We start from the raw sequence: 26,778 nt of genomic DNA on the forward strand, positions 1-26,778 counted from the left end.
TGCGGGGCAAAGCTTATACAATGGAAATAGGTCCGCAGTACAATAAAGACAGTTTCTTCAAAGCTGCTGCACGGTTGCACCAGTCAAACTATCGTGCAAGGATACTTAAAGTTGATTATTTAGAATACGGCAATCGTCTTACAGAGCATGATGGACGAGCGCTAATGAACTACTATGATGGGCTTGGAGTGAAAGAAGCTTTGAGGAAAAGATATCCTCACTATTCTCAAAAACGAGATGCCGACCTTCTCAGAAGTGAACATATCCCGTTTAATATGCTTGCACCTCTTGTCCACAAGCCAGTCCTGATGAAAAAAGTACTGAGTGAAGTTTTCGGGTTAAAACTAATCGATCCAATTGAATTAAAGCTTGAATGGGCTCCATTCCCAGCAGATAAGTATTTAGGTGATTTGACCTCATTCGATACCTATATTTGCGGGAGAAATCAAAATGGGGAACGTATTGGACTGGGAATTGAAGTAAAGTACACGGAACGTGGCTATAGAATTGGAGCATCGGAAGCCAAACGAGTGCAAGATTCAAATTCAAGCTATTGGATTGTAACCAGGGAATCGGGAGTTTTTTCTTCAAATAGTCACGAAGAGTTGGCGTCAGATAATCTGAGACAAATTTGGAGAAATCATTTACTCGGTCTGTCTATGGTGAAGAACAATGATATTGACAAGTTTATTTCAGCCACGTTGTATCCTGCGGGTAATGATCACTTTCAGCATGCATTGAGCGACTATCAAAATCATCTTCAAGCAAGTGCCCGAAGGGATTTTTTTGGCTGTACTTTTGAACAATACATAAGCAGTTTAAGCGGAGATAGCGAGATTGAAGACTGGAAAGAATATTTAAGTACGAGGTATCTTTTTGAAATGCCCGCATAACAAGCATTTCAAGCGAATTTTGCCGTATGTTGGTGATTTTGGGCTTCAGTGCTTGAAGATAGTCCGGTTTTTTACCACTTTATTAATCAGAAATGGCAAAATCGCTTAAATGCAAGACCGTTACAAGGCAGTTTTAGCCAATAAATAGTCTTAGAGATTTACACGATAACTTGTACTTCTTCCTCCTGCTTTTCCGTAGCGTACAAATGCTCCCATTTCGACTAACTGCTGAATATCTCTTGTTGCTGTAGCTTTTGAAACCTTGGTTATCCCTACATACTTCCTGGCATTCATTCCGCCTTCAAATCCGTCCGGTCCCTCGTCCAACATCCGGTTAATTACTTTCTCCTGACGTTTGCTGAACTGATCTTTATATTTATCAAAAAACTTGACTTTTCGCAACGTAAATTCTATCTGTCGTTCGGATTTTTCCTGCGACTGGAGTAAAAGATCAATAAAGTAATGGATCCACTTAGTCACCTCATTCGATCGCTGTCCGACTTTCAACGCATTGTAGTAAGCCTTTTTATTGGACTCTATGGTTTCAGACAAACTTAATAATACCGGACGACCTATACTCTGAGACAGTGCCTTTTCTGCAATGGCCCGCCCGATCCGTCCATTTCCATCTTCAAATGGGTGAATCGATTCAAAATACAAATGCGCAAGCCCACTACGAATCGGTGCATTCTGCAATTGCTTTTTTCCGGCCGGGTCGGTTTTATTGAACCAATCTATAAATTGATCCATCTCTGAAGGTACCTGCGAAGATGGCGGAGCTTCAAAATGAATTTTTTCTTTACCCATGGCGCCAGATATCACCTGCATAGGCTCATTGTGTGTTCGCCATTTTCCGACCATGATTTTGTCGCTATCACCAAACAACATCCGGTGCCAACGAAAAAGCATCTGCCTGGTAAGTGGCTGTTTAAATGATTTTCTCACATCGATCATGAGTTCACCCACCCCTTCGGCTTTGGGATCCTTTATCACCGATGGGGAAACGTGTAGCCCCAGATTTTTTCGAATGGACGATAATACATCTTGCCGGCTTACAAACTCCCCTTCTATTTCAGAGGTTTTGACAGCTTCCTCCAGCATCAGATTAATGAGGGTTTCTTGCTGGATGTCTTCTGGCAAGGATTCCAGTATTCCCGATATGCGTCCAACTTTTTCGGCAAACGTAAATAGTTTATCCTCAAGTCCTGAAAGACTATAAGTAAAATGTGGCCAATCGGTTTGTTGCCAGTTATATTGTCTCATGAGCCAATTATAACACACATTCGGCTCATTATCAACATATTTTATGAGCCGCTTAAGTAGTTTATTCGGCTCATAACCCAATAATGTCAAATGAAAGTCTGCCTTGTAACAACGGTTTCAACCTGACAGCGGATCATGTTTCTACAAAATTCACTGCTGGAGAGAATGCTTCTCGCATTCTCTGAGTGCAGCGTAGCCGCTGCAGGTTAAACCTGAACCGTTAGAGCAACCCATAAATTTTGCTCTTAAACACCTTAAGCCTCAATAATAAACGCACCTTCTTCCCGGCAGCAGTCTCTAGCCGATCCTTTTTTTTTATTTGGTGAATGTTCGCATATATGCTAACTTCTCTCCATGCGCGTTATACAATTCTACCGAACAGAATCCGGGAAAGTACCTGTAAAGGAATTTCTGAGAAGTCTTCCAGACAAGTTCTCCAAAAAAATTGCCTGGACACTTCGCGCTGTTCGTGAAACGGATCCAGTTCCTACTCAATACCTTAAAAAACTCACTAATTCAGATGATATTTGGGAAATCCGGGCAACCTTGGGCAATAATACCTTTCGATTGCTCGGTTTTTTTGACCACTCCAAACTTATCATACTTACCAACGGATTTGCCAAAAAGTCTCAAAAAGTACCAAAACAAGAAATCATCCTGGCTGAACAACGAAAACAAGATTATTACCGGAGAAAATCTCATGATCAAAGATGACCTTGAAATCTTCATTGAAGAAAAAAAAGCCGAAAGTCCGGAATTTGCTGAGAATTTCGAAGAAGGATATCTGAATTTTAAAATTGGAGTACTTCTTCGTCAGGCTCGCGAAGAAATGGGTGCCACCCAGGAACAAGTGGCCAAAAAGCTGAATACGACCAAGTCGGTGATTTCCCGAATGGAAAATCATGCCGAGGATATTCGACTTTCCACCCTTACAAAGTATGCCAAAGCACTCGGTAGAAAAGTTAAACTCGAAATTCAGTAGATAATGATTTCCGCTGATTCTTGACCAATTCCCATAAGGTTGTTTGACATATTTGCATGGAAGTGTGGCCTGATCTCAAGATAGAATCCATCAAGAAATTCTTTACACTTGGCAAGTTACGGTTGCTCTAACAATCGCATCAACCGGGCGTGTGTGGGGCTTCTGCCCCATTATAACCGGCTGCCACGTCGGTTATGCGCGGGACCGTTAGCGTTCAGCTCAAACCATATCCTTCTTCATTCAAGATAGTTGCTGAGGGATTTGCAGCATCTGAGTGAGAACCGGATCATCAACGATAAAAGGGATGCTGTACAGCTTGCTTGCCTCTTCTTTTTTAACGCGTTTCAGAAGCGGCTTCTCGGCAGCGGCCCGCATTTTCAGAATCGGGTCTGACAGCTCTGAAGAGGATGCATTCATGCTTTGATTCGCTATCCATGCATATGGCTCAATACCCGACCTTCTCAAATCGTCCTGCAGTTTTGAAGCCTCCGATATGGGTGTTGTTTCGGGCAGTGTTACCAACAGTAGTTTTGTGAACTTCGGATCCTGAAGATAACGTAAAGGCGTTTTCAGATTTCCAGTGTCTACATTGCTGTTTCTCATCACTTCCCGGTGATAGCTTCCTGTGGTATCCAGCAGCAGTAAGGTATGGCCTGTTGGAGCCGTATCTACCACCACAAATTTTCGTTTAGCCTGGTGTATCGCTTTCGAAAAAGCATGAAATACGGCGACCTCCTCTGTGCAGGGTGATTCCAGGTCTTCCTTCAGAAGGCGTAGTTCCTCATCCGTCTTGTCCTTTCCTTTTTGCCGGAGTACCTTTTCGATGTATGCCTGCTTTTCGGCTTGAGGATCGATCCGGTTCAGTTCCAGATTTTCCGGCAGCGTGATCTCTTCAAGATAATCTGTTAAATGCGCAGCCGGATCAGTCGTGGTTAGGTGAACCGGATACCCTTGTTCGGCAAGTCTTAATGCAATGGCCGCAGCAACCACCGTTTTACCGACTCCGCCCTTACCCATGGTCATAATCAGTCCGTGATCTGAGCTTTTCGCCAGGTCTTCTGCCAATTGGTTCAGGTCCGGCAGCGCTGTTTCCGGCTCAGCCGTAAGACCATTCTCACTTACCCGTGCTGCTTCTTTTTTGTCAAGCGGTTCAAAAACCTGCCTGAGCCTTTCGATTCCAAGCAGATTCCACGGACGCAGCGGAAAGGTGTGATGCTTCAGGTTCTTCAACCGTTTCGGCATTTGGTCAATCGTCTGCTTCATCATAGCAGACAATTTCACAGCGAAGGGATCGGTCTCGTCAGCCGGTTCAAACAACCCATTGATCAGCAGTTCCTGGTTGGTCAGCCCCATGTCAAGCAGCTCTCTGCCGGAGCGATCAGCTTCCCGCAGTGCGGTAGTTTCCGGACGTGTAACAAGGTAGATGGTGGTTGTTTGCGGATCCTTCAGACGCTCAACCACTTTCCGGTACCGCTCCTGGTTGGTTTTCAGGGCAGAAGACGGCCCAAGACAGGAGGCTCCATCCGGGTTTTCATCAATAAATTTACTCCAGGCAGCCGGCAGCTCCAGAAGACGGAGCGTGTGTCCGGTTGGGGCCGTATCAAAAATGATTACATCATACGGCTTATTGTCCCCATCTCCGGCGATGTACCGTGCGAACTCATCAAAAGCGGCGATTTCCGTGGTGCAGGCCCCGGACAACTCCTCCCGGATACGATCAATATCCTGCTGAGTCAAAATATCTTCCAGCGGCGAAATCACACGCTGCCGGTATGCTTCGGCTGATGTTTCCGGATCAATATTAACGACGTGCAAATTTGATACGCCATTTACCGGGGCAACTTTTTCGGTTACCTCTGTTTCAAGCACATCCTTGAGATTAGAGGCCGGATCGGTACAAATCAGAAGCACAGATTTACCGCTGTCGGCAAGCCTGATAGCCGTTGCGCTGGCGAGTGATGTTTTACCAACCCCGCCTTTTCCGGTGAAAAAGATGAAGGGAGTAGAGTCTGAAATATTCATGGATTGTCTCTCTGAAAGTGATCGTTTTAAAAATCGACTGTTAGCAGCAACCGCCGCCGGGCGTGCAACCGTTTTGGGGTACTCCCAGCAGTTCATTTGCCGTTTGAACCAGCTGCTGTGTAGTCGCTTGTCGCTCATTAAGACCGGATTGCATCGCCTGAACAATATCCGGCAGGTCAATGCCGTGCGCCTGCCCTTCACGGAATTTCACTGTCATCTCTGCCGAATCACCCATTATTACTGTGTGCCTGATATTTTCTAACAGGTTGTTTTTAAATGCTTCCAAATCATTATTGATGGCAGTCTCACTCTGTATTCCAAGCCATGCACAGAGCTGATTGCGGTCGGGGTAACCACCTTCAGATGCAACTTCATTGTTGACCAGAATTACCGGCAGTACATTCGTCCCCTCTTTTTGCAGTCGTGCCAGCACGTGAGCGTTGCTTTTAAACGCTTCCGGCTCCTGCCCGAGATTAAAGCGTTTCACTTCAATCCCTTTGCTTTTCAGCCATTTCACATCGTTGGCAAAATCGGCAAGGGTATCATCTACGTCGGTACCGCATACGCCGGTGCTGCAGCACATGGCAGGGTCATATATTTCAATGGTTGTGTTCATTTCTAAATGTGTTTGATAATAGGGTTTATTTAATCGTAAAATTACGATTAATAAGATCGGGTTCCAACCTCATTTGTTCTTATGATTTGATTTTATCCACCGTTTCGCAGCATATCGGCAAACTCACCGGGCAATGGGCTCTCCTCAACGGCTTTAGCAGCTTGTTCAACATCATACTCTACCCTGATGAATTCGACCTTCAGATCGTTTTTATCGTTCAGATCCAGATCACCATCCCACTCAATCATGGCATAGCATGCGCGGGGATCTCCGTCTTTGGGCTTACCGACTGATCCGATATTAATGGCATGTCGTATCTCTCCGCTTTCATCCTCTATGGTTTTATGATAGGGCTTGTGCGTATGGCCAAACGCCATCACATGGGTATCAGCCTTTTGCATCATTCTAAGCATGCTTTTTTCGGCGCGATCTTCAAATAGGTACTCGTTGATTTTCCGCGGACTCCCGTGCACCATCAGGAAGTTCCAGGGATTACCGTTCACGCCGAACTCAAGTCTCAGATGTGCCGGCAGTGAGCGTAAGTAGGCCCGGTTCCCGGAACTAATCATTCGGTTTGTATATGTGATTGAGTCAACACCCCTCGCCTCATCCTCCGGCGTTTTGTACGCGCAGCCGCAGTCGTCGCTGGAAAGCCCGACGCCCTGATCGTAATTCCCGGCAATGACTGGAATTCCTTTCGAGCGAATCAGTTCAACCACTTCGTTTGGATAGGGTGCATAGCCAACCAGGTCACCGAGGCAGTACACAGCGTCAGGTTTCCTTTGTTCAATGTCTTTTAATACGGGAGTGAGAGCGTCAATATTTGCGTGGATATCACTAAACAGGGCGACTTTCATAGTTAGCAGCAGGTTTGTATAAGTTCGGTTGATAATTCGGAGAGAACGGATTGAAGCTCACGGATTCCCTCCGGATTGAGGCAGTAGCAGGTTTTCACTCCCTCGACTTCTCCGGTAATCAGGCCGGCATTTTTCAATGCTTTCAGGTGTTGAGAAACCGTTGATTGAGCCAAAGGCAGGAATTCAGTAATATCTCCGCAGAAGCAGGTTGTTCTTTGAGCAAGAATTTTGAGAATGGTTATCCTGGCAGGATGCCCGATGGCTTTTGCGATTTCGGCAGATCGCTGTATGGACTTCTCATTAATTGAGATATCTTTGAGTTTCATAATTAGGAATTTTAATCGTCGTTTTACGATTAAATGTAACAGTAGCTTTTATTGTTTCCAAATAATAAAGGCGTAACCTGAACCTTAGTATCAACTTTGAAGTGCAACAATCAGAAACGGTGTTCATAGCATTCCTTCGGCGTTTTGAAGCCCAGAACCTTTCGTGGGCGTGAGTTGAGTTTTTCACTTATGGCGTTACAATGATGCTGATTTATGTGGGCCATACTTTTTCGTTTCGGCAGGTACTGGCGAATCAATCCATTGGTATTTTCATTGGTTCCCCGCTGCCAGGAGTGGTACGGGGTGGCAAAGTAGAATCGAACACCAAGATGCTCTTCGATGTCCGCGTAACTGTGAAACTCCGTCCCGTTATCACTGGTGATAGTCTTAAATCGCCTTTGGTGCTGCTTAATGAGCTGTATGGCTCGCTTTTTTGTTTCCTGCTTGCTTCGATTCGCCAGCTTTCCGATCAACGTGTACCGGGTTTTGCGTTCCACAAGCGTTAAGATACAGTGCTGATCCCCGCTTCCAACAACGGTATCAACTTCCCAGTGGCCAATCGTCTTTCGGGTTTCCACAGAGGCCGGCCGCTCCGAAATATGGTGTTTACCGGCAAGACGTCCCCTGCTGTCTTTGCTGTTATGGCGTTTTCGTCGCTGTTTCTGTGCTCCGCGAAGATGGGTGTAGAGCTTGCCGCCCGCCGCCTTATCGGCCCATATATACCGGTAAATCGTCTCATGCGAAATAGAAAGAAGCTTTTTGCGGCTCAGCCATGCCGAGATCTGCTGTGGGCTCCATTGCTGTTTGAGAAAGTACCACACCTTGAGTTTATCCCGGTCACTGAACTGTTCGTTACGCCGAGATCGCGAGCGGCGGCCGTTGGTCTTCTCCATCCACTTGTCAAACACGATATCCATGAAAATATTGGCCAGTACAGGGCTGATAGCCCCACCCTGTGGCGTACCTTTTCCATCGGGGTGTTTGTGCGTTCCGTCAGCCAGCTCCACAGGGGCTTCAAGCCATCGCTGCACATACATCAGGATATGCTTCTTCCCGGTGTAGTGATGCACGGCTTTGATCAGCAACTCATGGTCTATATGGTCGAAAAACCCTTTGATGTCCAGGTCAATGACCCAGCTGTACTTCAGACAGTTGCTGCGGCATTGCGCTATGGCCTGATGGGCCGACCTGCCGGGTCGATAGCCATAGCTGTTCGGACTGAAATGGGGATCGACGATAGCTTCCAATTCGGTTGCTATGACCTGTTGGGCTGTTCGATCGATTATGGTCGGGATGCCCAGCGGGCGCATCTTGCCATTGCCTTTGGGTATCCATGTCTGGCGGACCGATTTGGGAAAGTAGCTTCCGCTTGCCATTCTGTTCCACAATGGATACAGATATTTACGCAGGTTTTGATCCACCTGCTTTATGCTCACTTTATCTACGCCCGCAGCTCCGCCATTGGCTTTTATTTGCTTAAAAGCCTGCATGATCTGCAACTTGCTTATCGGTTGCGTTCTGTGTTCATTTTCAAAAATCATCCTCAATTTGCATCAAGTTGTTTTGTGATCCATGAACTTGTTAAGTGAAGTCCTTCGCTCGCTCCGGTTTTTCCCCGAAGCTCTGTTGGGTATGGTCGCTACTACGACTTCATCCGCCCCGGAATCCACACTTCGCTACTTTCTGCCTTACCCGCTTCGGGCTTGCGGCATTTTGGCTTGCCATTGTGGTTCCGGTTCTCCTGTTCCCTGTCAGAGCCCGGATACGGGTCTTGCCCTCTAAATGCCGTGTGCCGCGTATGCACTATCACAGGTTCCGTCATACACTTGGTCTCGCAGGGTCACACACCCCTTTGATTTTGACACAGTAACAGTTATTTCGACACGTCCACAAGGGTTCACTTGCGTTCAACTCCCGTATCCCCACCATACATACGCTCACCGTTTATTCCGATGGCCCTTGCTTTGACCTTGACGCTCAGTACCGGCCCTTTTAAGGCAAGCACCTCAAGGCGGTTTGGTAAATACGCCTGTACATCTTTACCGACAGTCCGACTCCCCTGTCTCACCGGGTTGCATCCGCACTGTTATCATAACCTTAGGATTAGGTGCAACAGAAGTCTGTCATCTCTGGCAGAGTTTTATTACCATTTTCAAAGAACTTATCATTCTTCGTACCCTGTGGTAATTCAGGACACACGGGTAGCTAACAAGGCGTTTCATACGGACTCGTTTTAGGTTCGGGACTTTAATTTGAACAACTCGGTTCGCCGCTTAAACGCTGGGTCGTTAGATACCTCATAATCACTACCAGGTTAAATTCATACCCCTTCTCTGATACTGTACCATTCTTCACTTCTTCATCTATGATGAACTGGGACCATACTCGTATTTGTCCCTACTCGTTCTTTATACTGATGACATTGTTCCCTTTTTCGTTTTTTTTTACCACCTTACTGAGTAACTTCTTTATATGATTACTGATAAGCCAAATAAAATCATTTCTCGTAACAAAGACATTCTCGGTGGAACTCCCGTCTTTCATGGCACTCGTGTCCCCATTAAAACGCTTTGGGATTATCTGAAAGCCGGTGATTCTCTGGAAGACTTCCTCGAAGACTTCCCTTCCGTGAAACGAAAGCAGGCTGTTGCCCTTATTGAGCGAGCTCAAAATCGTCTTACCAAAATTTCATGACTCGCATTCTCCTTGACGAATGTCTACCGGTCAAACTTCAGCATCGCTTTTTGGAACTCGATGATTCTTTTCATGTTGCAACCGTCACCGGGAAAAACTGGAATGGGATTAAAAATGGGAAACTGCTCGAATTGGCTCAGGAAAGTTTTGATATTTTTATCACTATCGACCAAAATATCCTATACCAGCAATCAGTTTCCAAGTTTTCCATTGCATTAATTGCCTTACAAGCAAAATCAAATCGATATAACGACCTGCTTCCTTTTCTAGAGCCAACCGTTAAGATCATTAAAAATTGCAAACCGGGTAAGTCTTATACCGTTTCAATATGATAACGGGTATTATGCCTGTTCACTGGGAGTTTCGGTATCTAACATACGCATCAACCGGTCGTGTGGGGCGTTTCCGCCCCATTATAACCGGCTGGCCACGCCGGTTATGCGTTTGGCGTTATACCACACATAATCACCCCAGCCGTAAGTTATTTCTCTGGTAATTCAGATAGTTTAATTCGAGCATATGCACCATGTTTTTTGTCTTCCGGATGTGGTTCAATTCCTAATATGGTAATCTCTTTGCGATTTGGGCCATATGCCCAATAAAATCGCCTGGCTGTTTTCCCTTGATCCAAATACGATTGCCATATTTTGATCCCATATTTTCTACTCAAGGGTTCAATTTCGTGAGTTTTTAATCCCGGATGTTTTGGATTCACACTCAGATTTGTGATGGCTTTACCCAAGCGATTAAATAGCTCATTCTCGTCAGAATTCAACGAATTGGCTTTGCGCTTCTCTAGCAACGAGCTCCAAAACGCTTCCATCTCAGGAACTCCCATACGAATTGTAAACATGGATTTAGTCCAAGAGTTTATTCAGTTCGTCCAAATCAACCGGGGCGGAGACGCTCCCCTTTTTCAAATGATCAACCGATTGGTCGATCATTTTCAAAGTCTTCTGAGAAATGGCATCAGGATGAACTAATACTCTTGGGCTAAGCTCAATGGTCCCATCTTGTTTTTCACGAACCCGATAATACATCGTCTTTGCTCCCCGAAGAGTCAATCGCTTCTTGGAGTCGAGTCGGGCATCATATTCTTTAATTGCTCGTGCCATAATTTTCACGTCATTTATATTATCACTAATCAAAGATAGCGATATGTGGGATTTCCCACAATAGGTGTCGCAAATTTTTACCATGAGCTTTATACTGGCATGGATGTACTCCTACGCACTTAGTTAATATATTCTGTGTGGTATAACAACCGTTTCGTGCGTTCGTGTATATACCTGTTGCTGTTGCCCTTGCACTTAAACAAAGCCACGCCGCACAAACGGGTGGCCGTTAGCGCTCATTTTCAATACCAGCTTATCATTTTTTCACGTTAAGTAATTATTTTGTACTTTAATTGTACGACATATTGTCCCCTAATTGCAAAACAATGGCTATCTCCAATTTTTCTTTAGAGCAAGATATTCAACCCCTTTCTGAATTCAGGAAAAATGCTGCTGATTTTATTGGGCGTCTTAAGCGTGAAAAGCGATCAATAGTGCTGACTCAGCATGGCAAAAGTGCTGCTGTTCTTGTTGATGTTTCCGAATACCAACAAATGATTGATAAAATTACTCTCATGGAAGAACTCATGGAAGCAGACGGCCAAATTGCTCGTGGAGAAGTGATTGCTCATGAAGATGCTAAACAACAAATCCGTGAAAACCTGGCCAAGTGGAAGTAATCTGGACAAAACTTGCGATCCAAAGAGTTAATTCTATCGTAAACTATATCGCTCAGGATAATTTCCAAGCCGCACATAAGTGGTCTGAGCTTATTTTTGAGAGAACAGATCAGCTCATTGAGCATCCTGAATCAGGTAGAATTGTACCTGAATACAACCATCCCGATCTAAGAGAAATCATTGAAGGAAATTACAGAATCATATACCGGATTCGAAAACCAAAGCGAGTAGTATACATCACAACGGTTCTCCATGTCCGGCAAAAACCGCCCCAATCCGGCAAGTTCTTACGATAAGTTACTATATCACTCAGATACTCAAGTAATGAAGAAAGAACCGTTCGACGAATTTATCGAGAGCATCAAACAAGCCGGCAAAATCCAAGAAGGTGAACTAAATGCTTCTCAAAGAATTGTAATTACCGATTCCGATGTCGCTGAAACCCGCAAGAATTACAATTTGAATCAGCAGGAATTTTCTTCTCGCTTTTGAATCGGTGCTAGCAAATTTCACAAATGGGTACAGGGTGAAGAAAGTCACTTGCACTAGCCAGAGTAGTTTAAAAAGTTGTAGATAGAATGATCAAAGCAATTTTTGATACCCTATCAACCTAAATTTCGCGCTAACATGCGCATCAACCGGTCGTGTGGGGCGTTTCCGCCCCATTATAACCGGCTGGCCACGCCGGTTATGCGTTTGGCGTTAAGTGGCTATCATAACTTGCAATAATCAGTCCCCTATATTAGTTTCATTACTATACCACAACGAAACTATCGAGCCATGCCAAGCATAACTGTCAAAAACATTCCTGAGCCAATTTACCAGCAGCTCAGAAAGCGTGCACAAGCTCAACATCGCAGTATTAATAGTGAAATTATTGCGTGCTTGGAGCAAACTACACTACCTCATCGCCCCTCTCCGGAGGAATTTCTTCTACAAGCTCAAAAAATTAGGAAACAAGTAAAAGGTAGTCTCTCTGCTCAACTCATTCAAAAAGCCATTGATCAGGGTAGGCCGTGATTGTAGTTGATACCAATATCATTGCACATTTCTGGCTGCCATCTGATCATTCTCAACTCTGTGACCAGGTTTTTGAACAGGATCCGGAATGGATCGCCCCTGTCTTATGGATCAGTGAATTCAGAAATGTAGTGAGCTTATATTTGAGGAAACAGTTGATCGATTTGAGTAAGGCCTTACAAATTTCAGAGAAAGCCCAGGAGTTGATGAAAGATCGGCAGTTTCATGTTCATTCATCGCAAGTATTTGAATTTGTAAACAAATCCAATTGCTCTTCTTACGATTGTGAGTTTGTATGTCTTGCTAATGACATGTCAGTACCACTGATTACTTTGGACAAAAAAGTACTGAATTCATTTCCAGATATTGCGACACACCCCACAAATTTTTTATCCTGATTTCCGCCACTTAGTATCAACTTTGAAGTGCAACAATTAAAAACGGTGTTCATAGCATTCCTTCGGCGTTTTGAAGCCCAGAACCTTTCGTGGGCGTGAGTTGAGTTTTTCACTTATGGCGTTACAATGATGCTGATTTATATGAGCCATACTTTTTCGTTTCGGCAGGTACTGGCGAATCAATCCATTGGTGTTTTCATTGGTTCCCCGCTGCCAGGAATGATACGGGGTGGCAAAGTAGAATCGGACGCCAAGGCGATCTTCAATGTCGGCGTAACTGTGAAACTCCGTCCCGTTATCACTGGTGATGGTCTTAAATCGCCTTTGATGCTGCTTAATGAGCTGTATGGCTCGTTTTTTCGTTTCCTGCTTGCTTCGATTCGCCAGCTTTCCGATCAACATGTACCTGGTTTTGCGTTCCACAAGCGTTAAGATACAGTGCTAATCCCCGCTTCCAACAACGGTATCAACTTCCCAGTGTCCAATCGTCTTTCGGGTTTCCACCGAGGCCGGCCGCTCCGAAATATGGCGTTTGCCGGCAAGCCGTCCCCTGCTGTCTTTGCTGTTATGGCGTTTTCGTCGCTGTTTGCTAGCTCCGCGAAGATGGGTGTAGAGCTTGCCGCCTGCCGCCTTATCGGCCCATATATACCGGTAAATCGTCTCGTGCGAAATAGAAAGAAGCTTTTTGCGGCTCAGCTAAGATGGTCGGGAATGGTTGGACAGCTTTTTGAGGATTGTTAGTTTGATTTCAAGCTGCCGGAAGGTACCGCTTTACCGGAGGAATCTTTCCAATCCGGGAATGAGACCGCCTGGTATTATAAAAGGTTATGAGCTCAGAGCAAAGCGCATATAACTGTTGCCCGTTCTCCGGCAAGTGAAGATAGATTTTGTCGTGTTTAATGGTTCGAAAGAATCGCTCAATATGAGCATTGTCTGTTGCACGGCCCTTGCCATCCATGGAGATTTTGACCGTTTTAAGATCAGTTATGTAATTGATCGTCTGGCGTTCTTTGAGAGCTTCCAGGACTACTTTGGTCTTGAAGCTCGGCCTGAAGTGCCTGCGTTTACGTTTCATTTCAGGCAAAGTAACAGTCTGGGTTTAACTGTCCAATTTCACCCGACCTCTATAACTACTAGTATTTATTAGTACTTATATGTAGATTATTATTAGCAATCTACCTGCATAAAACCCTTTTGTTTTCACCATCCTGATTGGACAAGTTTTTTTCAAGGCTCGATGCACAGGATGCCACGGAAATTAAAACCAAGCATAGAGAGCAATGAAACATCTTTACAGAGCTGTTCCGATACACATCGTTGGTTTACTCTCACTGGCTTTTTTGTTGACCGGTTCTTCGATACAGTATGAGGTCACCGGTGTTTTGGTGGACTCGGACCAAACCCCTTTGGACGGTTTGTCCGTTATGCTGTTCAATGAAATGGACGAACAAATTGCTTCTGATGAAACGGATAGCGAGGGTCGGTTCTCGCTTGTCTATCAGCTGGAGCCAACATCCGCAGAACCACAGACCGGGCAGGAGTTACCCTCATTTTTCCAGCTGGGATCTCCATATCCCAACCCATTCAATCCGCGCAGCACCGTGCCCTTTTATGCCCCGCAAAACACCCAGGCAAACATTTCACTATACAATATTCTCGGACAGTCTGTGCTGAGCAGGCAAGTCAACATAAATGCCGGCAGTCATGAAATAGTCATCCAACTGGGTGGCCGCCTTGCTCAGGGGCAGTACATTCTGAGAGTACTGGGGGAAGGTTATGCTCTTTCAGAAAGCATGACTTTTCTGAGTACAGGAATCGGAAGCGGTAGTCCGGAAATACGGCTTCAGTCCGGCACCCAACCTACGGCGCGTATTGAATCCAATGTGCAACAAACGGATAACAGCGATACCTTCCGTGTTGTGGTTGAAGAGTCGGGGCAGTTTAGCGGTAAAGAGATAAGCGTCACTCCCATGCAGAATGTAAATCTCGGCTCTCTGATATTATCGGTACATACAACCGAATCCTGTGACGATCTGACCTTGCTTGCTTCCTCTTCGATGCCCGCGCACATGATTTCCCTCGAGGGTATACCGGAGTCGCTCGGCGACTATCCCCTCGGATGGCTGTATGATGCCGACTACTACCAGGATCATATTGAAACAGCATCCACCCAAACAGCCGGCTCCCCGGAATCAGAGAATGCACTGCGACATCCGGTATATATCGAACATCATGGAGACGGTGAGGGCCAGGTACTTGTGCCGGTGCATCCGGCCAACTACATGGAAGGTGGTGATGCTGTTTTGGTCGTTAAGAGTGGTAACGACCAGATACAATGTCCGGCTCTGCCCCTGCAAGTTGAAGCGCTGCCACCCGCTGCCGGTACTATCGAAAAAATGATCATAGATATCGAAAGTGCCCTGGAAGAAGTTGCAAGTGCTTATGGAAAAGATCCGGAAATGCTTCGCGCAGAACCCCTTTCTGATTTCGATTCTCATCTTTGGCATATTGCGGCCGGACTTCAAATGGCAAGCGGTCCCAATAATCCCGATAATCTTCGTGCCATTCTGGAAGGCGACTCGCCTTTCCTTGAGGAACAGCTCCCTGATGAAGAGATTCTGGAAGTGGTGGATGCGATTTTCGCGGTAACCGGTATTGCGGATAATATAGGGGCCATCAGTAATGACCTGAAAAACAATACAGTTGCCTTTAAATCGGCCAGCTCTGCAGCCAAAGCGAATCCGGTTAGCCTTGCTGACGTACCTCAGATCCGCACCCCGGAAGAGTTGGATGCCATGTTGGATACCCGACAGCACATCGCTTCCATGAATGAAGGACTCGCCAGTGAAATGCGTGATATAACAGGACTTGCACTGGGAAGTGTGGCGGTAACAACCGGAGCCGTTGGTGCAGCACCCGTTGCAGCTGCCTGCGGCCTTTCGGCTCTTGCCGTTTCGTTAATGCAACTGGTTATCGATCTGGGTGAAAATACGTTGCCCTCACAGTTGCAAGCACTGGATCTGAATGCCTCCCCAACTACATACAATGAAGATAACTCTGATATTGGCGAATGGAAAGCGACCCTTGAAGCTGTCAGCAACGGCTTTACGCTGGATACACCCACCGCAATTGGATTCGTGCCGGGTATGGGCAAACTTACTTCCATTCTTACCAATAACAACTTAATTCGTAACAGCACCGGGTATGTTACCGATAATATCGTTGGGATTATTCAAACACATATGACGGCAATCTGGGATGAGCCCACCGGGCCGGTTACCATCGATCCCATGTCATGGGTCATAAACATCGATCCCGAGCGTGATGAAGCCTACTTTGACTGGAGTCTCCAGACGCAAACAAGCGAGATTGGGGATGATCCCTTCAGATTTGTTGAAAACAATGACAGACACTTTTATCCCAATGCCGTCGGCACGTCCTACCTTCGTGTCAGAACCAGCCTTGGCGTGTTTCAGGATCAGTTCAGGGAGAGTATCGAGGAACTGGTTGTAAGACCGATTCAGGTGAGTCTGCGGCGGCTTCCAATCGATGAAATATGGTTTTTTCCAGAGGATCCACCATTTTATATACGGTCGGATGATGAAATGGACATACGTGCCGATGTGTTCAATGCCGATGACCAAACCGTTTCGTGGGAGATATTCCAGGACGGATTTTTTACGGAGTTGGGCTCCAATGATGTTACCTATTCCCCTCCGGATGAGCCCGGAACTCATGTTATTATTGTAAGAAGCCAAGCCACCGGCGGTGCGCGTGATAATAGCAATGCTCCCGTGCGATCCGCTACCGCCCGGGTACATGTTACACAAGACGAGCTAATCGTTTACCCCGACCTGGCCTGTCTTGAGATGGACGATACACATCAATTCAAGGCTGTATTTGACGGGATGCCTGTCGATTTCAGTGATCTTGAGTGGGATATGACAGGTCCCGGTTCTGTTTTGCCAGGCGGTGTGTACGTTCCGGTTGTGGAAGGAGATGTCACCATGACGTTTTATCATCCGGATAATCCGGATGATGTTCAGGAGATTTCTTTTACCGTGCGTGATATTTGCAGCTATATGACTTTGAGTTCGATCTATTTTAATCACGAAAGCAATTGCCTGAATTTCATTGATGTTCCTCCTGATATGGAAGGTGTTCCGATTTATGGCAAGCTTTCGAACAGTATGAATGACCCGTTTTTATTCTATCTGGATATACATGGCAATGTTCTTCAAGAATCCGGAGACTGGTCCGGACAAATCCCGTGGGTTCCTGAAGGTACTGAGATTCATGCTCCACATTGGATTTCCATAGGACTGCATGAAGATGGACAGCTCATTCCCGGGATCCCCCGATGGATTATTTCAGAAAGCATTTCCGCAGCCGGCTGGCCGCTCGGATTGGAACGAAAAACCCGTACTGTAAACGGAGAAGAGGTAGGGGCCTGGTATGGCTCGTTTTTACTTCCTGTTTTTGATCATGACCTGTATGTAATGACTGAGGGCGAAGTGCGCAGGGAAACGGTGATGCGCGGTGAATTTTCGGGGGTACTGCCCGGCCAATACGGGTGCTTTGATTAGAGCACCCGGCTCTGGTATGTCCGCGTTCCCATTCCGGTTTTCAGAATTCTGGAAAACTTGGGAGGGCGGTCTCAGGTTTTCAAATTGGCAGAATTGACCGATGACATTCCTCCGGGCTTTTTCGCTGAAACTTGTCATAAAAAAAGGCCACCGGCCAAATAGCCAGGCGATCCCGCTTTTTCTTTTTTACACGCTGAATTCGCTGAACTGCTTGATTGCGAGGCCGTTGTTACTTATATATTTCGAATACTGAATTATGGAATACCATTTTTTGAAGAAGTTGAAAATTCAATTATTTGTTATCGCAATACTTTTTTTCTTGCCGCCCATCGCATCGGCTCAGCTATCATCAATTTTGCCAAATGGGCTTGGTATTGAAGATGTATAAAGACCGATATCGCTTTCAAAATCTGGAAACCGGATTTTTTGGTTTTTACCGTATTTCCGCCGTAAAACTTGGTTTACTCTTTTTAAACAAAGGCTTAAACGCTTATTTGGCAAGCCATAAGGGTTGGAATACATTTAAGGGCAGGGTGCAAGAATGAACAGACAAGAATTACAGGATATGATTACCGAACTGGCCAACGAGTTCGGCGTACCAGGAACTGCCGCGGGTCTCTGGTACCGGGGAGAAGCGACATACGCCTGCCACGGAGTAACCAGCATCGAGAACAGGTTGCCGGTCGATGTTCGTACACTCTTTCAGGCAGGTTCCATAGGTAAAACCGTTACAGCAACCGCGCTGATTATTCTGGAGGCTGATGGACGTGTAAACCTCGAGGCTCCGGTGCGCAGTTATGTGCCGGACCTCACCGTGAAGGATGCTGCAGTTGGCGACGAAGTTACTCTGCTGCAGTTGCTTAATCATACGGCAGGCTGGGAAGGCGACTTCTTTCCGGATACGGGCGAAGGTGATGACGCGCTGGCACGCCTGGTCGATCGTCTGAATGAACTTGAGCAGTTGACCAGACCGGGAAGAGTGTTTTCATACAATAACGCGGCCTTCTGTCTTGCCGGCCGGGTTATCGAGAAGGTCACCGGTAATACCTATGAGTCTGCGATCAAAAGCCTCATACTGGATCCTCTCGGGCTTCGCGAATCGTTCTTCTTCCGGGATGAAGTGATGACGCGGCGTTTCGCCGTAGGTCACAAGCCCAAGGATGATGACACAATGGAGGTAGCGAGGCCCTGGGGGCTGCCTCGTAATGGCGCCGCGGCCGGTGGACTTGTTTCCAGTATCGCCGATCTTCTTGCTTGGGGGAAATTTCATTTGTACGGCGCTCGTCATGATATTTACAAGCAGCAGATGCCCAGTAAATTACGCCTGGATGCGATGCATGAGCCCACGGTGCATATGCCCGGTTGCGCATTTGGCGATGCGTTCGGTATTGGCTGGTTCCTGAGCAAGGTTGGTAATGCCTGGTTGGTAAGTCATGGTGGCAGCACGCATGGACAAGAGGCCAGTCTGTCGTTCCTCCCGGAACATGACTGGGCATTTGCTCTTCTGACCAATTCAAGTCCCGGCGGTATGGCGCTTAGCCAGGTCGCGACGAAGCGCGTGCTGGCAGCTTGTACCGGGCTTGCAGAGGAAGAAATGCAACCGGTTTCTGCAGCACCTTCGGATCTCGAATCTTATTCGGGAGTGTATGGCGCACGTGGGATGCGGTGTACGGTGACCGTCAGTGAGTTTGGAGAGCTTGTTTTCACGGTTTCCGACGAGCCGGAATTACTCGCGCTGATGTCGGAAAGCGCAGAAGTGCCACAATCGGAGCCCACGGTCCTTCATGCCTCGCTTGCGAGTGGAGATGCAGGTCGGTATGTCTTCGCAAACGGTCCATTAAAGGGAATTACGGGATATTTTGAGCGCGACAGTCATGATCGGGTCCAAGCGCTACATCTGTTTGGGCGGTGGCTCCCACGTATGCGGGCGTGATGTTCAATTGTACCGACACCCTGCGAACCCTGCGATCCGGTCGGTAGTGAGCAGATACAACAAGTCATAATGGTGCGGAATTCACTTGCACGCAGATTATAAACTTCAATCATCAATTAAACACAATAACTTTTCGCATATAACTTCTATTCCTCCGTTTATTGCGAAAATGGCCCTCTCTTGCACAAGCAAAAGAGAACAATCTTATAAATAGATAATTATGGCAGATTATAATGGTGCAATGATGCAGTATTACCACTGGTACTCTCCTGCCGATGGCACGTTATGGAAGCAACTTTCCGAGCAAGCTCATGAGCTTGTCGAAGCCGGCATAACCTCTGTATGGCTTCCTCCCGCCTACAAGGGTACCGGGGGAGCTGATGATGTAGGCTATGGAGTATATGATCTTTTTGATCTGGGTGAGTTTGACCAGAAAGGTTCAGTGCGCACCAAGTATGGAACCCGCGATGAATATCTTGAAGCCATTAAAACAGCACAAAAGGCAGGATTACGAGTTTATGCCGATATTGTTTTCAATCATAAACTGGGCGCTGATCATCAGGAAGAGTTCAAAGCGACTCCCTACAATCCTGAGAACAGGCACGAAGTCATTGGCGAGCTGCAAGCCATAAAAGCCTGGACAAACTTTACCTTTCCGGGAAGAAAAGGAAAATACTCTGAACTGCACTGGCACTGGTGGCATTTTAATGCCGCTGATTACAATGCCCTGGATGAAAAGAGTGATGCCATTTATCTTTTTGAGGGCAAGTCTTTTGACGAAAACGTGGACCTCGAAAAAGGCAACTTTGATTACCTTATGGGTTGCAATCTCGATTTTAACAACCCTGATGTACAAAAGGAATTGTTCTACTGGGGTGAATGGTATCTTGAAACTACCGGTATCGATGGTTTCAGGTTTGATGCGGTGAAGCATGTGAAATCAAGCTTTTTTCTGGACTGGTTGAACCATATGCGTAACCACAGCAAACGCGATCTTTTTGCCGTAGGCGAGTATTGGTCGGGAGAAAGTGAAGCCAAAAACCGTTTCATAAAGCAAACCGATGGCGGTATGATGCTGTTTGATGTGGGATTGCATTACAATTTTGCTGCTGCAGGAAAGCAGGGAAAGGATTATGACCTGCAAAGAATTTTTGACAATGCACTGGTGGCAACACACCCTACCCTTGCTGTTACTCTGGTAAGTAATCATGATTCACAACCACTTCAATCCCTTGAATCGGTTGTTGAGCCCTGGTTCAAACCGCTGGCCTATGCACTGATTTTGTTGCGCCGCGACGGTTATCCCTGTGTGTTTGCCGCAGATTATTATGGCACTTCGTATAAAGACATCGGAAAAGACGGCAATGAGCATGAGATCCATATGCCCAGCCATAAGTGGATGATCGATAATTTTTTAAAGGCCCGCAGAGATCATGCATGGGGTGAGCAGCATGACTATTTTGACCACCCAAACTGCGTGGGATGGACACGAACCGGTAACGATGAGTATCCACGGGGAATGGCAGTGCTGTTAAGCAATGGTGAGGATAGTAAAAAACATATGGTAACCGGTGCTCCCGATACTTCATACAGAGATATTACCGAACACATCTCAAAACGTGTTAAAACCGATAAAGATGGCCGGGGTGAGTTTTTGTGCAAAGGGGGATCTGTTTCTGTTTGGATTCCTGAATAAGTTTTGTGGAATGAAAATCTGACATCCTCAGACAGAAAGTGAGGTACGCCATTTTCGTCTGATCGAATACTCGCTCGCGAAGTAAATCCGCCTCTTTATACTCCCTTCCCACCAGGCAACAGAGGTGTGTCCAGGCTCACCGCGCCGCTTTTTGATTATGGCAGAGAAGCCTCTCGCTTTTATCCTGATTTACTCCCATTTTAACGATACCAGTCAATTGACCAATTCAGGGAATGCCATTGCAATTGAAACACCTGGAAATGCCAGGTATCCGTACAAACTCATAAAAATAATTACGCCCAACGTTTGTGCGGCAAACCATAAAAAATTCAAAATGCCCGGTATCCATATAAAACCAAAAGAAGGAGTTTATAATGAAAATCGGTAAAGACAGCAATTGGGGAGTGAACCTTGAAACCGTATTCTGTCCACAGTGTGATGAAGAGATGCCCAATTACAGAATCCCGGAAAACTTGCATCAAATCATGACAGGTGGATGGACGTGCCGGGAGAACGGGAGCAACATGGACAAGTGGAGACACCCTGTTGCCATGACGGATGATTTCCCAAACCGGATGGTTTCATCCCTGCTCATCCTGCTACTGGCATTATCCTCAGCCGTGTTCCTGTTCCCCGCCAGCACCGAGGCGCAAGACGGAACCATTTATCCCCTTGAAACCCCCGATGAGCCGAATGCCATTCCGCTCGGCACCGGAGGTGTGGAAGGTCAATCCGCGCCTGAAACCTGGTTCCGCCAGTGGGGCGACCCCATGGCACGCAATATTTCAAAGGCCACCCTCACTCCGTTCCTGCCTGATCCCGACAAGGCAAACGGCGCGGCCGTCATCGTAGCTCCGGGTGGTGCGTTCAGATGGCTCTCGATGAGCAATGAAGGATGGCAGGTTGCTGAAGCGCTTGCGGAGCAGGGAATTGCTGCCTTTGTACTCAAATACCGACTTCACCCGACTCCGGAGTCACTGGACGACTTCAGGGATTCGATGAACCGCTCCTTTGACGAGGCTGCCGAACCCTCCGACCCTCCCCGGGATAATGGAGCACCGCAACGACCAGGCCCGAATCTGTCCAACCAGCTGGAGGATGCCGAGGCCGCCTACGCCATGATTGTGGAGCGGGCCGAAGAGTGGGGCGTCGATACCCGGCGGCTGGGCATGATCGGCTTCTCGGCCGGTGCCGGACTTACCATGCATGCCACCCTCAATTCGAACAGTATGGAGCTTGCCTTCATCGGACCAATTTATGGCGGCATGGGACCGGTTGAAGTACCTGAAAACGCCCCTCCCATGTTTAATGTCATCGCCACGGATGATTTTCTCTTCCAGGGCCAGTTCGGTGTTATCTCCTCATGGTTCGAAGCTGGAGTACCGGTAGAGTTTCACCTCTATCAAAATGGCGGACACGGCTTTGGCCTCGGAAACCCGGACCGCACCAGCAATCGATGGTTTGAGGCGTTTATTCACTGGCTGGATGTGAACGGTTTTCTGACCGCCGGCCAAAGTGACCCCGATGCTGGGTAATGAAAAGTCGGCTGCGGCTTGTTTTCTGTATTCGCACAACACAATGCCGCACATAATCTTCCCTGGGTGGATTTCGTGCCGACCGGTTTTTCCATAAGCAGAGAATGGCTCGGCATGAACGGCCGGATAAATGAACGCATCTGTGCAAATACAGGTTGCTTCTGATATTCCCCGGTACGAATTCATCCCTTCCGATTGTTCTTCTGTACGGTGCAGATAACTGCGGGCACATCATGGTGTCCGCCTTTTTCAACATGAAACAGAGGGCCGTCATGTCACAATCAACAAATCAACCCAGGCTCCACTCCAGGAAGGATTTTTTAATCGGGGCCGGCGCCGGAATCATCCTGCCGTTTATTCCCGGTTCATCCGGAAGCGCACAGCCGAACGCCGTACCGAACAGCGGCCGTTACCTGCTGAAAGGCGGTACCGTCCTCACAATGGACGATGACCTGGGTGATTTTGATTCGGCGGATGTTCTTGTGGAAGATGGCGTTATATCAGCAGTAGCCGCATCCGTCAACAGCGATGCGGAAGTGATTGACGCGGCCGGACACATTGTATTGCCCGGCTTTGTCGATTCACATCGCCACATGTGGCAGGGCTGCATTCGAAACATGCTGCCGGATGGGCTCCTCAGCGACTATGTGCGGGTTGTACTTGGTCAGGCGCGACCCGTTTACCGTCCCGATGATGCACACATCGGCACTCTGATCAGTGCCCTGGGAGCCATCGATGCCGGTGTTACCACGGTGCTTGACTGGTCGCATATCGGCAAATCCCCGGCACATACCGATGCCGCCGTCAGAGGCTTGAGAGATTCGGGAATTCGGGCGCTCTATGCGTACGGATCGGGCGATGCAACCCCCGAAAACCGATATCCGGATGATCTGCGCCGTCTGCGTGATGAGGTTATTCCGCCGGATGATCCGCTTCTCACCCTTGCGCTGGGAGCCGGAATCAATGCCGGACAGTGGGAACTTGCGCGGGAAACCGGTGTCCGTATTTCCGTGCACGTGAACGGCACGGGCGATTTGCTCCCGATGACCGAGTTGCTCGGACCCGATGTCACTTGCATTCACTGTTGCAATCTGTTGGATGAGGAGTGGGAACTGCTTGCGGCCAACAGGACAGGGGTATCCATCTCCTCTCCGGTTGAAATGATTATGGGGCACGGTATCCCGCCAATTCAGCAGACCCTCGACTATGGCATTCTGCCCAGCCTCAGCGTAGATGTGGAGACCACGGTCCCCGGAAATATGTTTACACAGATGCAATCGGTCCAAACACTGCAACGCATGCAGATTCTGGCTCGCGACCGGGCCGGAGAAAGCGATTTGCCCGATTTACTAACCGCAAGAGAGATACTCCGGTTCGCGACTGTCAACGGCGCGATACACAACGGCCTGGATCATCTTACCGGTACGCTCACTCCTGGAAAGCAGGCCGACATCCAGATGCTGTCCCTCGGCCATATCAACACAATGCCGGTAAATTCCCCATATGGCGCCGTAGTAACGGGCATGGACCGCACCAATGTGGATATGGTGATGGTAGCAGGCGACATCAAGAAGTGGAAGGGCAAACTTGTGCGCACTGACCTGGATCAGATCGCATCACAGGCCCTTCGGTCCCGGGACGGCATTTTCGAAAGGGCAGGATTGCACTCGGGCATTTGAGTTTTTCGCCTTTTCGGCTTCGGGTCTCTCCTATGCCGCAATCACAAATGCCGCATTTCATGGAAGCCGCATACAGTCCCTTTGCGATGGCTCTAAAAATATACCCGGTAAAGCAACTTTACATTACGCCCCGGTTCCGGCATAACCGATTTGATTCGCGACAGGTGGTTACGGTATTCGGTGTCGGCCAGGTTTTCAACGGTAAGTGAAAACGTGTGCAGCATGTTGCCGCTGCTCAGATGGTATTGGCTGTAGAAATCCAGTATGGCGTATGCGTCCGTGGGTTCTTCGAACTGATCGGTACGGGTTTGTTCTGCGGCAAGGCGTACGGCGCCTCCGATTTTCAGGCTGCTGTCTCCGAACTCCAGGAACAGGCGGCTGTTGAGTGGTGGCATCATGGGGACCGAGGCCTCGCGATCATCCAGCACCAGAAACGGAAACGAGGAGTCATCGTCGATGAAATCACCCCGGACATAACTGACTGTTCCGCCTGTCAAAAGCCTGCTTTGCAGCCTCACCTGCCAGCTTGCCTCCGCCCCGGCCATCAGGACCTTGTTTTCCGTGAACTGAAACGTATTCAGATCATCCCTTCGAATGGAAGGCTCTCCCGTGTCCTGTGGAAAAATGTAATTGTCCATCTGATTTCGGAACAGAGCCAAATACAGCTGATAGCGGTCACGGCTGGTCCGGAAGAACAGCTCACTTCCCCAGCCATGTTCACGTGAAAGCTCGGGATTACCGATTTCATAGGCGAAATTGGCCAGGTGCGGACCCTCGGCATACAGTTCCTCAATAATCGGTGAACGATGAGTCCTGGTCACCGTCGCCCCGATCTCCGTCCCGGGTCGAAGTGTCCAGGTTCCCATCAGGGAGCCTGAAATCCCGGAATAATTTCGAGATGTGATATCGGCCGGCAGGAAAATGGATCGTTTCTCCTCGGGCGAAAGATGGCGATGATCGTACCGGAGCGCTGCCTGAAGATTGAAACGCCCAAAATCACGTTCCTGAAAAGCATAGGCGGCAGCCGAATACTCAACCGTCTCCGGCGTGTAGGTCAGGCCGCCGGAAGCGTAATCCCGGTGTTCCATCCAAACCCCGATCACTCCCCTGTCAAAAAAGGACAGGCTGTTGTGATGCAAGTGAATTTTGGCATTGTGCGTGAGTACCCCGAACTCGGTTCCAACAGGTTGCCGGATGCTCGGGTCATCGGGTTTTTCAAGCTCTTTGTGCGAATAATAAGAGTAGTTCCAGGTGACATCCAGCCTCCGGAGCCAGCTGTCTGAGAAATTGCGCCTCAGCCGGCTCTCCAGATAGCGACGGTACATTTCCAGATCCACTCCATTCGGATGCGCTTCGGCAAGCCCTTCCCCGCCCGGCACACCGTACTTCATATCCATGATGTTGCCCGAAAAACCAAGCATGCCCCGGCTGTCGACATAGCCCAAACCGGCCGATGCATTCAATGTGGTTATCGCGGTATTCAATTGCATACCGGCGGGGGTGTTCATGTCGCTGGTACTTCTTCCGGACAGATCAAATCGAAACCCCATGCGATCGCCCAGGGGCAGCCGGTCACTGACAGGCCCGTATCCGCGCACACCACCTGAGAATCCGTTATTGACCGACTCTCCTTTCATGGTTCCGCTCCAGCTGGTACGGTCGGGAATATCATGCGGGATCTGGCCGCGGATCACATTGATTACGCCGCCCATTGTGTTGGAACCGTGAATTAATGCCGATGGGCCCCTGATCAGCTCAATATGCTCGGCGGTCATGGGATCGATAGTCAAGGCGTGATCGGATGCGGTCGCCGATAGGTCTCCGGTCCGGCCGCCATCTTCGAGTATCAGCAACCGCTCACCGCCGAGGCCGCGCAAAACGGGCCGTGCCGGTGCGGGTCCCATGGTGCGTTGCGCCATACCCGCTTCATCTTCCAGCGTTTCGGCGATTGTACGCCCCAATTGCTGACGAAGACGCTGGCCTGTCAGTACGCGTTCGACATGGGTGGTGATCTCATCCTCCTGGATGTATTGGGAAGTAATTCGAATTTCCGATGTCTGAAAAATGGAGGGACGAACTCCAATTCTCACCATTGTGGTGTCGTCCTTCTGTACCCTGACCACCTTCAGTGTTGTTTCGTAACCCACATGCTGTACGCGAAGTGTATGTGAGCCTTCCGGGAGGTTGCGAAGCTGAAAATCCCCATCTTCACGGGTTACCGTTCCCCGGTTCAGGTCCTGGATCTGGACTGAGGCAAGAAGCACCGGTTCCCGATTCTCCACATCATATACGACACCGCGGATTACGCCCGTGGCTGAAACACCGGCTCCCCCCCCTTCCGTGGTTCCTGTCTCTGTCCGGATTGATCCCGAGCTTCCGGTTGCCTCCGGCGCTGCGATTGGCGTTCCTGCCTGTACACCGCTGCCTTCTGGGAATGTTGCCCCGTATGCCACCGACACGCACAGTGCGGCAATGAGCTGAAAGCGAGCAAAAAACAGGATTAGCTTATGCATGGAAATCAATGTATTTCTGATCCTCGCCAG

23 protein-coding genes and 2 pseudogenes are annotated in these 26,778 nt (G+C 48.1%); 14 read left to right on the plus strand and 11 right to left on the minus strand.

All coding sequences use genetic code 11. From position 1 onward, the window contains the following. Nucleotides 1-893: hypothetical protein (locus tag QA596_06350; GenBank protein MDG5767079.1), on the plus strand; the 893-nt coding region annotated here is incomplete at its 5' end. A gap of 150 nt (nt 894-1,043) precedes the next feature. Here QA596_06350 and QA596_06355 read toward each other — a convergent pair. Then, a complete protein-coding gene (locus QA596_06355) occupies nt 1,044-2,156 on the minus strand; it encodes a Fic family protein (protein ID MDG5767080.1) in 1,113 nt (370 codons plus the stop codon). Between the two features lie 354 nt (nt 2,157-2,510). Here QA596_06355 and QA596_06360 point away from each other — a divergent pair, with 354 nt between their 5' ends. Next, nucleotides 2,511-2,870 (plus strand): type II toxin-antitoxin system RelE/ParE family toxin, encoded by a 360-nt coding sequence (locus QA596_06360; protein ID MDG5767081.1) that lies wholly within the window; start codon nt 2,511-2,513, stop codon nt 2,868-2,870. Next, on the plus strand, nt 2,857-3,138 hold the full coding sequence (locus QA596_06365; protein MDG5767082.1) for a helix-turn-helix transcriptional regulator: 282 nt from the start codon (nt 2,857-2,859) through the stop codon (nt 3,136-3,138). Before QA596_06360 ends, QA596_06365 begins: the two co-directional genes overlap by 14 nt. A 240-nt stretch (nt 3,139-3,378) precedes the next feature. On the opposite strand, the gene arsA is transcribed toward QA596_06365, so the two are convergent. The 5 genes from arsA to QA596_06390 form a co-directional block, all read right to left on the minus strand. Next, a complete protein-coding gene (gene arsA, locus QA596_06370) occupies nt 3,379-5,160 on the minus strand; it encodes an arsenical pump-driving ATPase (GenBank protein ID MDG5767083.1) in 1,782 nt (593 codons plus the stop codon). A 40-nt stretch (nt 5,161-5,200) separates the two neighbouring features. After that, complete coding sequence (arsD, locus tag QA596_06375; protein MDG5767084.1) at nt 5,201-5,776, minus strand: arsenite efflux transporter metallochaperone ArsD; 576 nt, start codon at nt 5,774-5,776, stop codon at nt 5,201-5,203. 92 nt (nt 5,777-5,868) lie between these two features. Next, nucleotides 5,869-6,633, minus strand: a complete 765-nt coding sequence (locus QA596_06380; protein MDG5767085.1) for a metallophosphoesterase family protein — start codon at nt 6,631-6,633, stop codon at nt 5,869-5,871. A 2-nt stretch (nt 6,634-6,635) separates the two neighbouring features. Continuing rightward, nucleotides 6,636-6,959 carry a metalloregulator ArsR/SmtB family transcription factor gene (locus tag QA596_06385; GenBank protein ID MDG5767086.1) on the minus strand — a complete coding sequence of 108 codons (324 nt, stop codon included), beginning with the start codon at nt 6,957-6,959 and terminating at the stop codon, nt 6,636-6,638. A gap of 110 nt (nt 6,960-7,069) precedes the next feature. Next, nucleotides 7,070-8,449, minus strand: coding sequence for an IS30 family transposase (locus QA596_06390; protein MDG5767087.1), 1,380 nt, complete (start codon nt 8,447-8,449; stop codon nt 7,070-7,072). A gap of 982 nt (nt 8,450-9,431) precedes the next feature. Between QA596_06390 and QA596_06395 the strand changes: the two genes are divergently transcribed. Then, nucleotides 9,432-9,653, plus strand: a complete 222-nt coding sequence (locus QA596_06395; GenBank protein ID MDG5767088.1) for a DUF433 domain-containing protein — start codon at nt 9,432-9,434, stop codon at nt 9,651-9,653. Further along, nucleotides 9,650-9,985: a hypothetical protein gene (locus tag QA596_06400; protein MDG5767089.1), complete on the plus strand. Its 336-nt coding sequence runs from the start codon at nt 9,650-9,652 to the stop codon at nt 9,983-9,985. Before QA596_06395 ends, QA596_06400 begins: the two co-directional genes overlap by 4 nt. Before the next feature lie 149 nt (nt 9,986-10,134). On the opposite strand, the gene QA596_06405 is transcribed toward QA596_06400, so the two are convergent. Further along, the gene (locus tag QA596_06405; GenBank protein MDG5767090.1) at nt 10,135-10,491 is read right to left on the minus strand and encodes a hypothetical protein; all 357 of its coding nucleotides are present in this window, start codon (nt 10,489-10,491) and stop codon (nt 10,135-10,137) included. A 19-nt stretch (nt 10,492-10,510) separates the two neighbouring features. Beyond that, on the minus strand, nt 10,511-10,768 hold the full coding sequence (locus QA596_06410; GenBank protein ID MDG5767091.1) for a hypothetical protein: 258 nt from the start codon (nt 10,766-10,768) through the stop codon (nt 10,511-10,513). A 326-nt stretch (nt 10,769-11,094) separates the two neighbouring features. Here QA596_06410 and QA596_06415 point away from each other — a divergent pair, with 326 nt between their 5' ends. From QA596_06415 to QA596_06430, 4 genes are all read left to right on the plus strand, one after another. Next, nucleotides 11,095-11,388, plus strand: a complete 294-nt coding sequence (locus QA596_06415) for a type II toxin-antitoxin system Phd/YefM family antitoxin (GenBank protein MDG5767092.1) — start codon at nt 11,095-11,097, stop codon at nt 11,386-11,388. Between the two features lie 252 nt (nt 11,389-11,640). Further along, on the plus strand, nt 11,641-11,880 hold the full coding sequence (locus tag QA596_06420) for a hypothetical protein (GenBank protein MDG5767093.1): 240 nt from the start codon (nt 11,641-11,643) through the stop codon (nt 11,878-11,880). A 288-nt stretch (nt 11,881-12,168) separates the two neighbouring features. Then, a complete protein-coding gene (locus QA596_06425; GenBank protein ID MDG5767094.1) occupies nt 12,169-12,408 on the plus strand; it encodes an Arc family DNA-binding protein in 240 nt (79 codons plus the stop codon). After that, nucleotides 12,405-12,806 carry a type II toxin-antitoxin system VapC family toxin gene (locus QA596_06430; GenBank protein MDG5767095.1) on the plus strand — a complete coding sequence of 134 codons (402 nt, stop codon included), beginning with the start codon at nt 12,405-12,407 and terminating at the stop codon, nt 12,804-12,806. Before QA596_06425 ends, QA596_06430 begins: the two co-directional genes overlap by 4 nt. Nucleotides 12,807-12,842: 36 nt before the next feature. Here QA596_06430 and QA596_06435 read toward each other — a convergent pair. Together QA596_06435 and QA596_06440 are read right to left on the minus strand one after the other, a co-directional pair. Next, nucleotides 12,843-13,481, minus strand: a pseudogene (locus QA596_06435) (IS30 family transposase). Nucleotides 13,482-13,554: 73 nt separating this feature from the next. Then, nucleotides 13,555-13,806: pseudogene (locus QA596_06440) on the minus strand (integrase core domain-containing protein). A gap of 280 nt (nt 13,807-14,086) precedes the next feature. Between QA596_06440 and QA596_06445 the strand changes: the two are divergent. From QA596_06445 to QA596_06465, 5 genes are all read left to right on the plus strand, one after another. Beyond that, entirely contained in the window at nt 14,087-17,392 is a 3,306-nt protein-coding gene (locus QA596_06445) for a T9SS type A sorting domain-containing protein (GenBank protein MDG5767096.1), read from the plus strand. Nucleotides 17,393-17,933: 541 nt separating this feature from the next. After that, entirely contained in the window at nt 17,934-19,325 is a 1,392-nt protein-coding gene (locus QA596_06450; GenBank protein MDG5767097.1) for a serine hydrolase, read from the plus strand. 220 nt (nt 19,326-19,545) lie between these two features. Beyond that, entirely contained in the window at nt 19,546-21,021 is a 1,476-nt protein-coding gene (locus QA596_06455; GenBank protein ID MDG5767098.1) for an alpha-amylase, read from the plus strand. 374 nt (nt 21,022-21,395) lie between these two features. After that, complete coding sequence (locus QA596_06460; GenBank protein MDG5767099.1) at nt 21,396-22,556, plus strand: alpha/beta hydrolase; 1,161 nt, start codon at nt 21,396-21,398, stop codon at nt 22,554-22,556. Between the two features lie 272 nt (nt 22,557-22,828). After that, nucleotides 22,829-24,235, plus strand: coding sequence for an amidohydrolase family protein (locus QA596_06465; protein MDG5767100.1), 1,407 nt, complete (start codon nt 22,829-22,831; stop codon nt 24,233-24,235). A gap of 92 nt (nt 24,236-24,327) precedes the next feature. Here the strand turns inward: QA596_06465 and QA596_06470 are convergent, their stop codons facing one another. Beyond that, nucleotides 24,328-26,748, minus strand: coding sequence for a TonB-dependent receptor (locus tag QA596_06470; protein MDG5767101.1), 2,421 nt, complete (start codon nt 26,746-26,748; stop codon nt 24,328-24,330). Nucleotides 26,749-26,778: the final 30 nt, after the last annotated feature.

This window comes from Balneolales bacterium ANBcel1 (assembly GCA_029688905.1).
In the GTDB taxonomy this organism is placed as follows: Bacteria; Bacteroidota; Rhodothermia; order Balneolales; family Natronogracilivirgulaceae; genus SLLW01.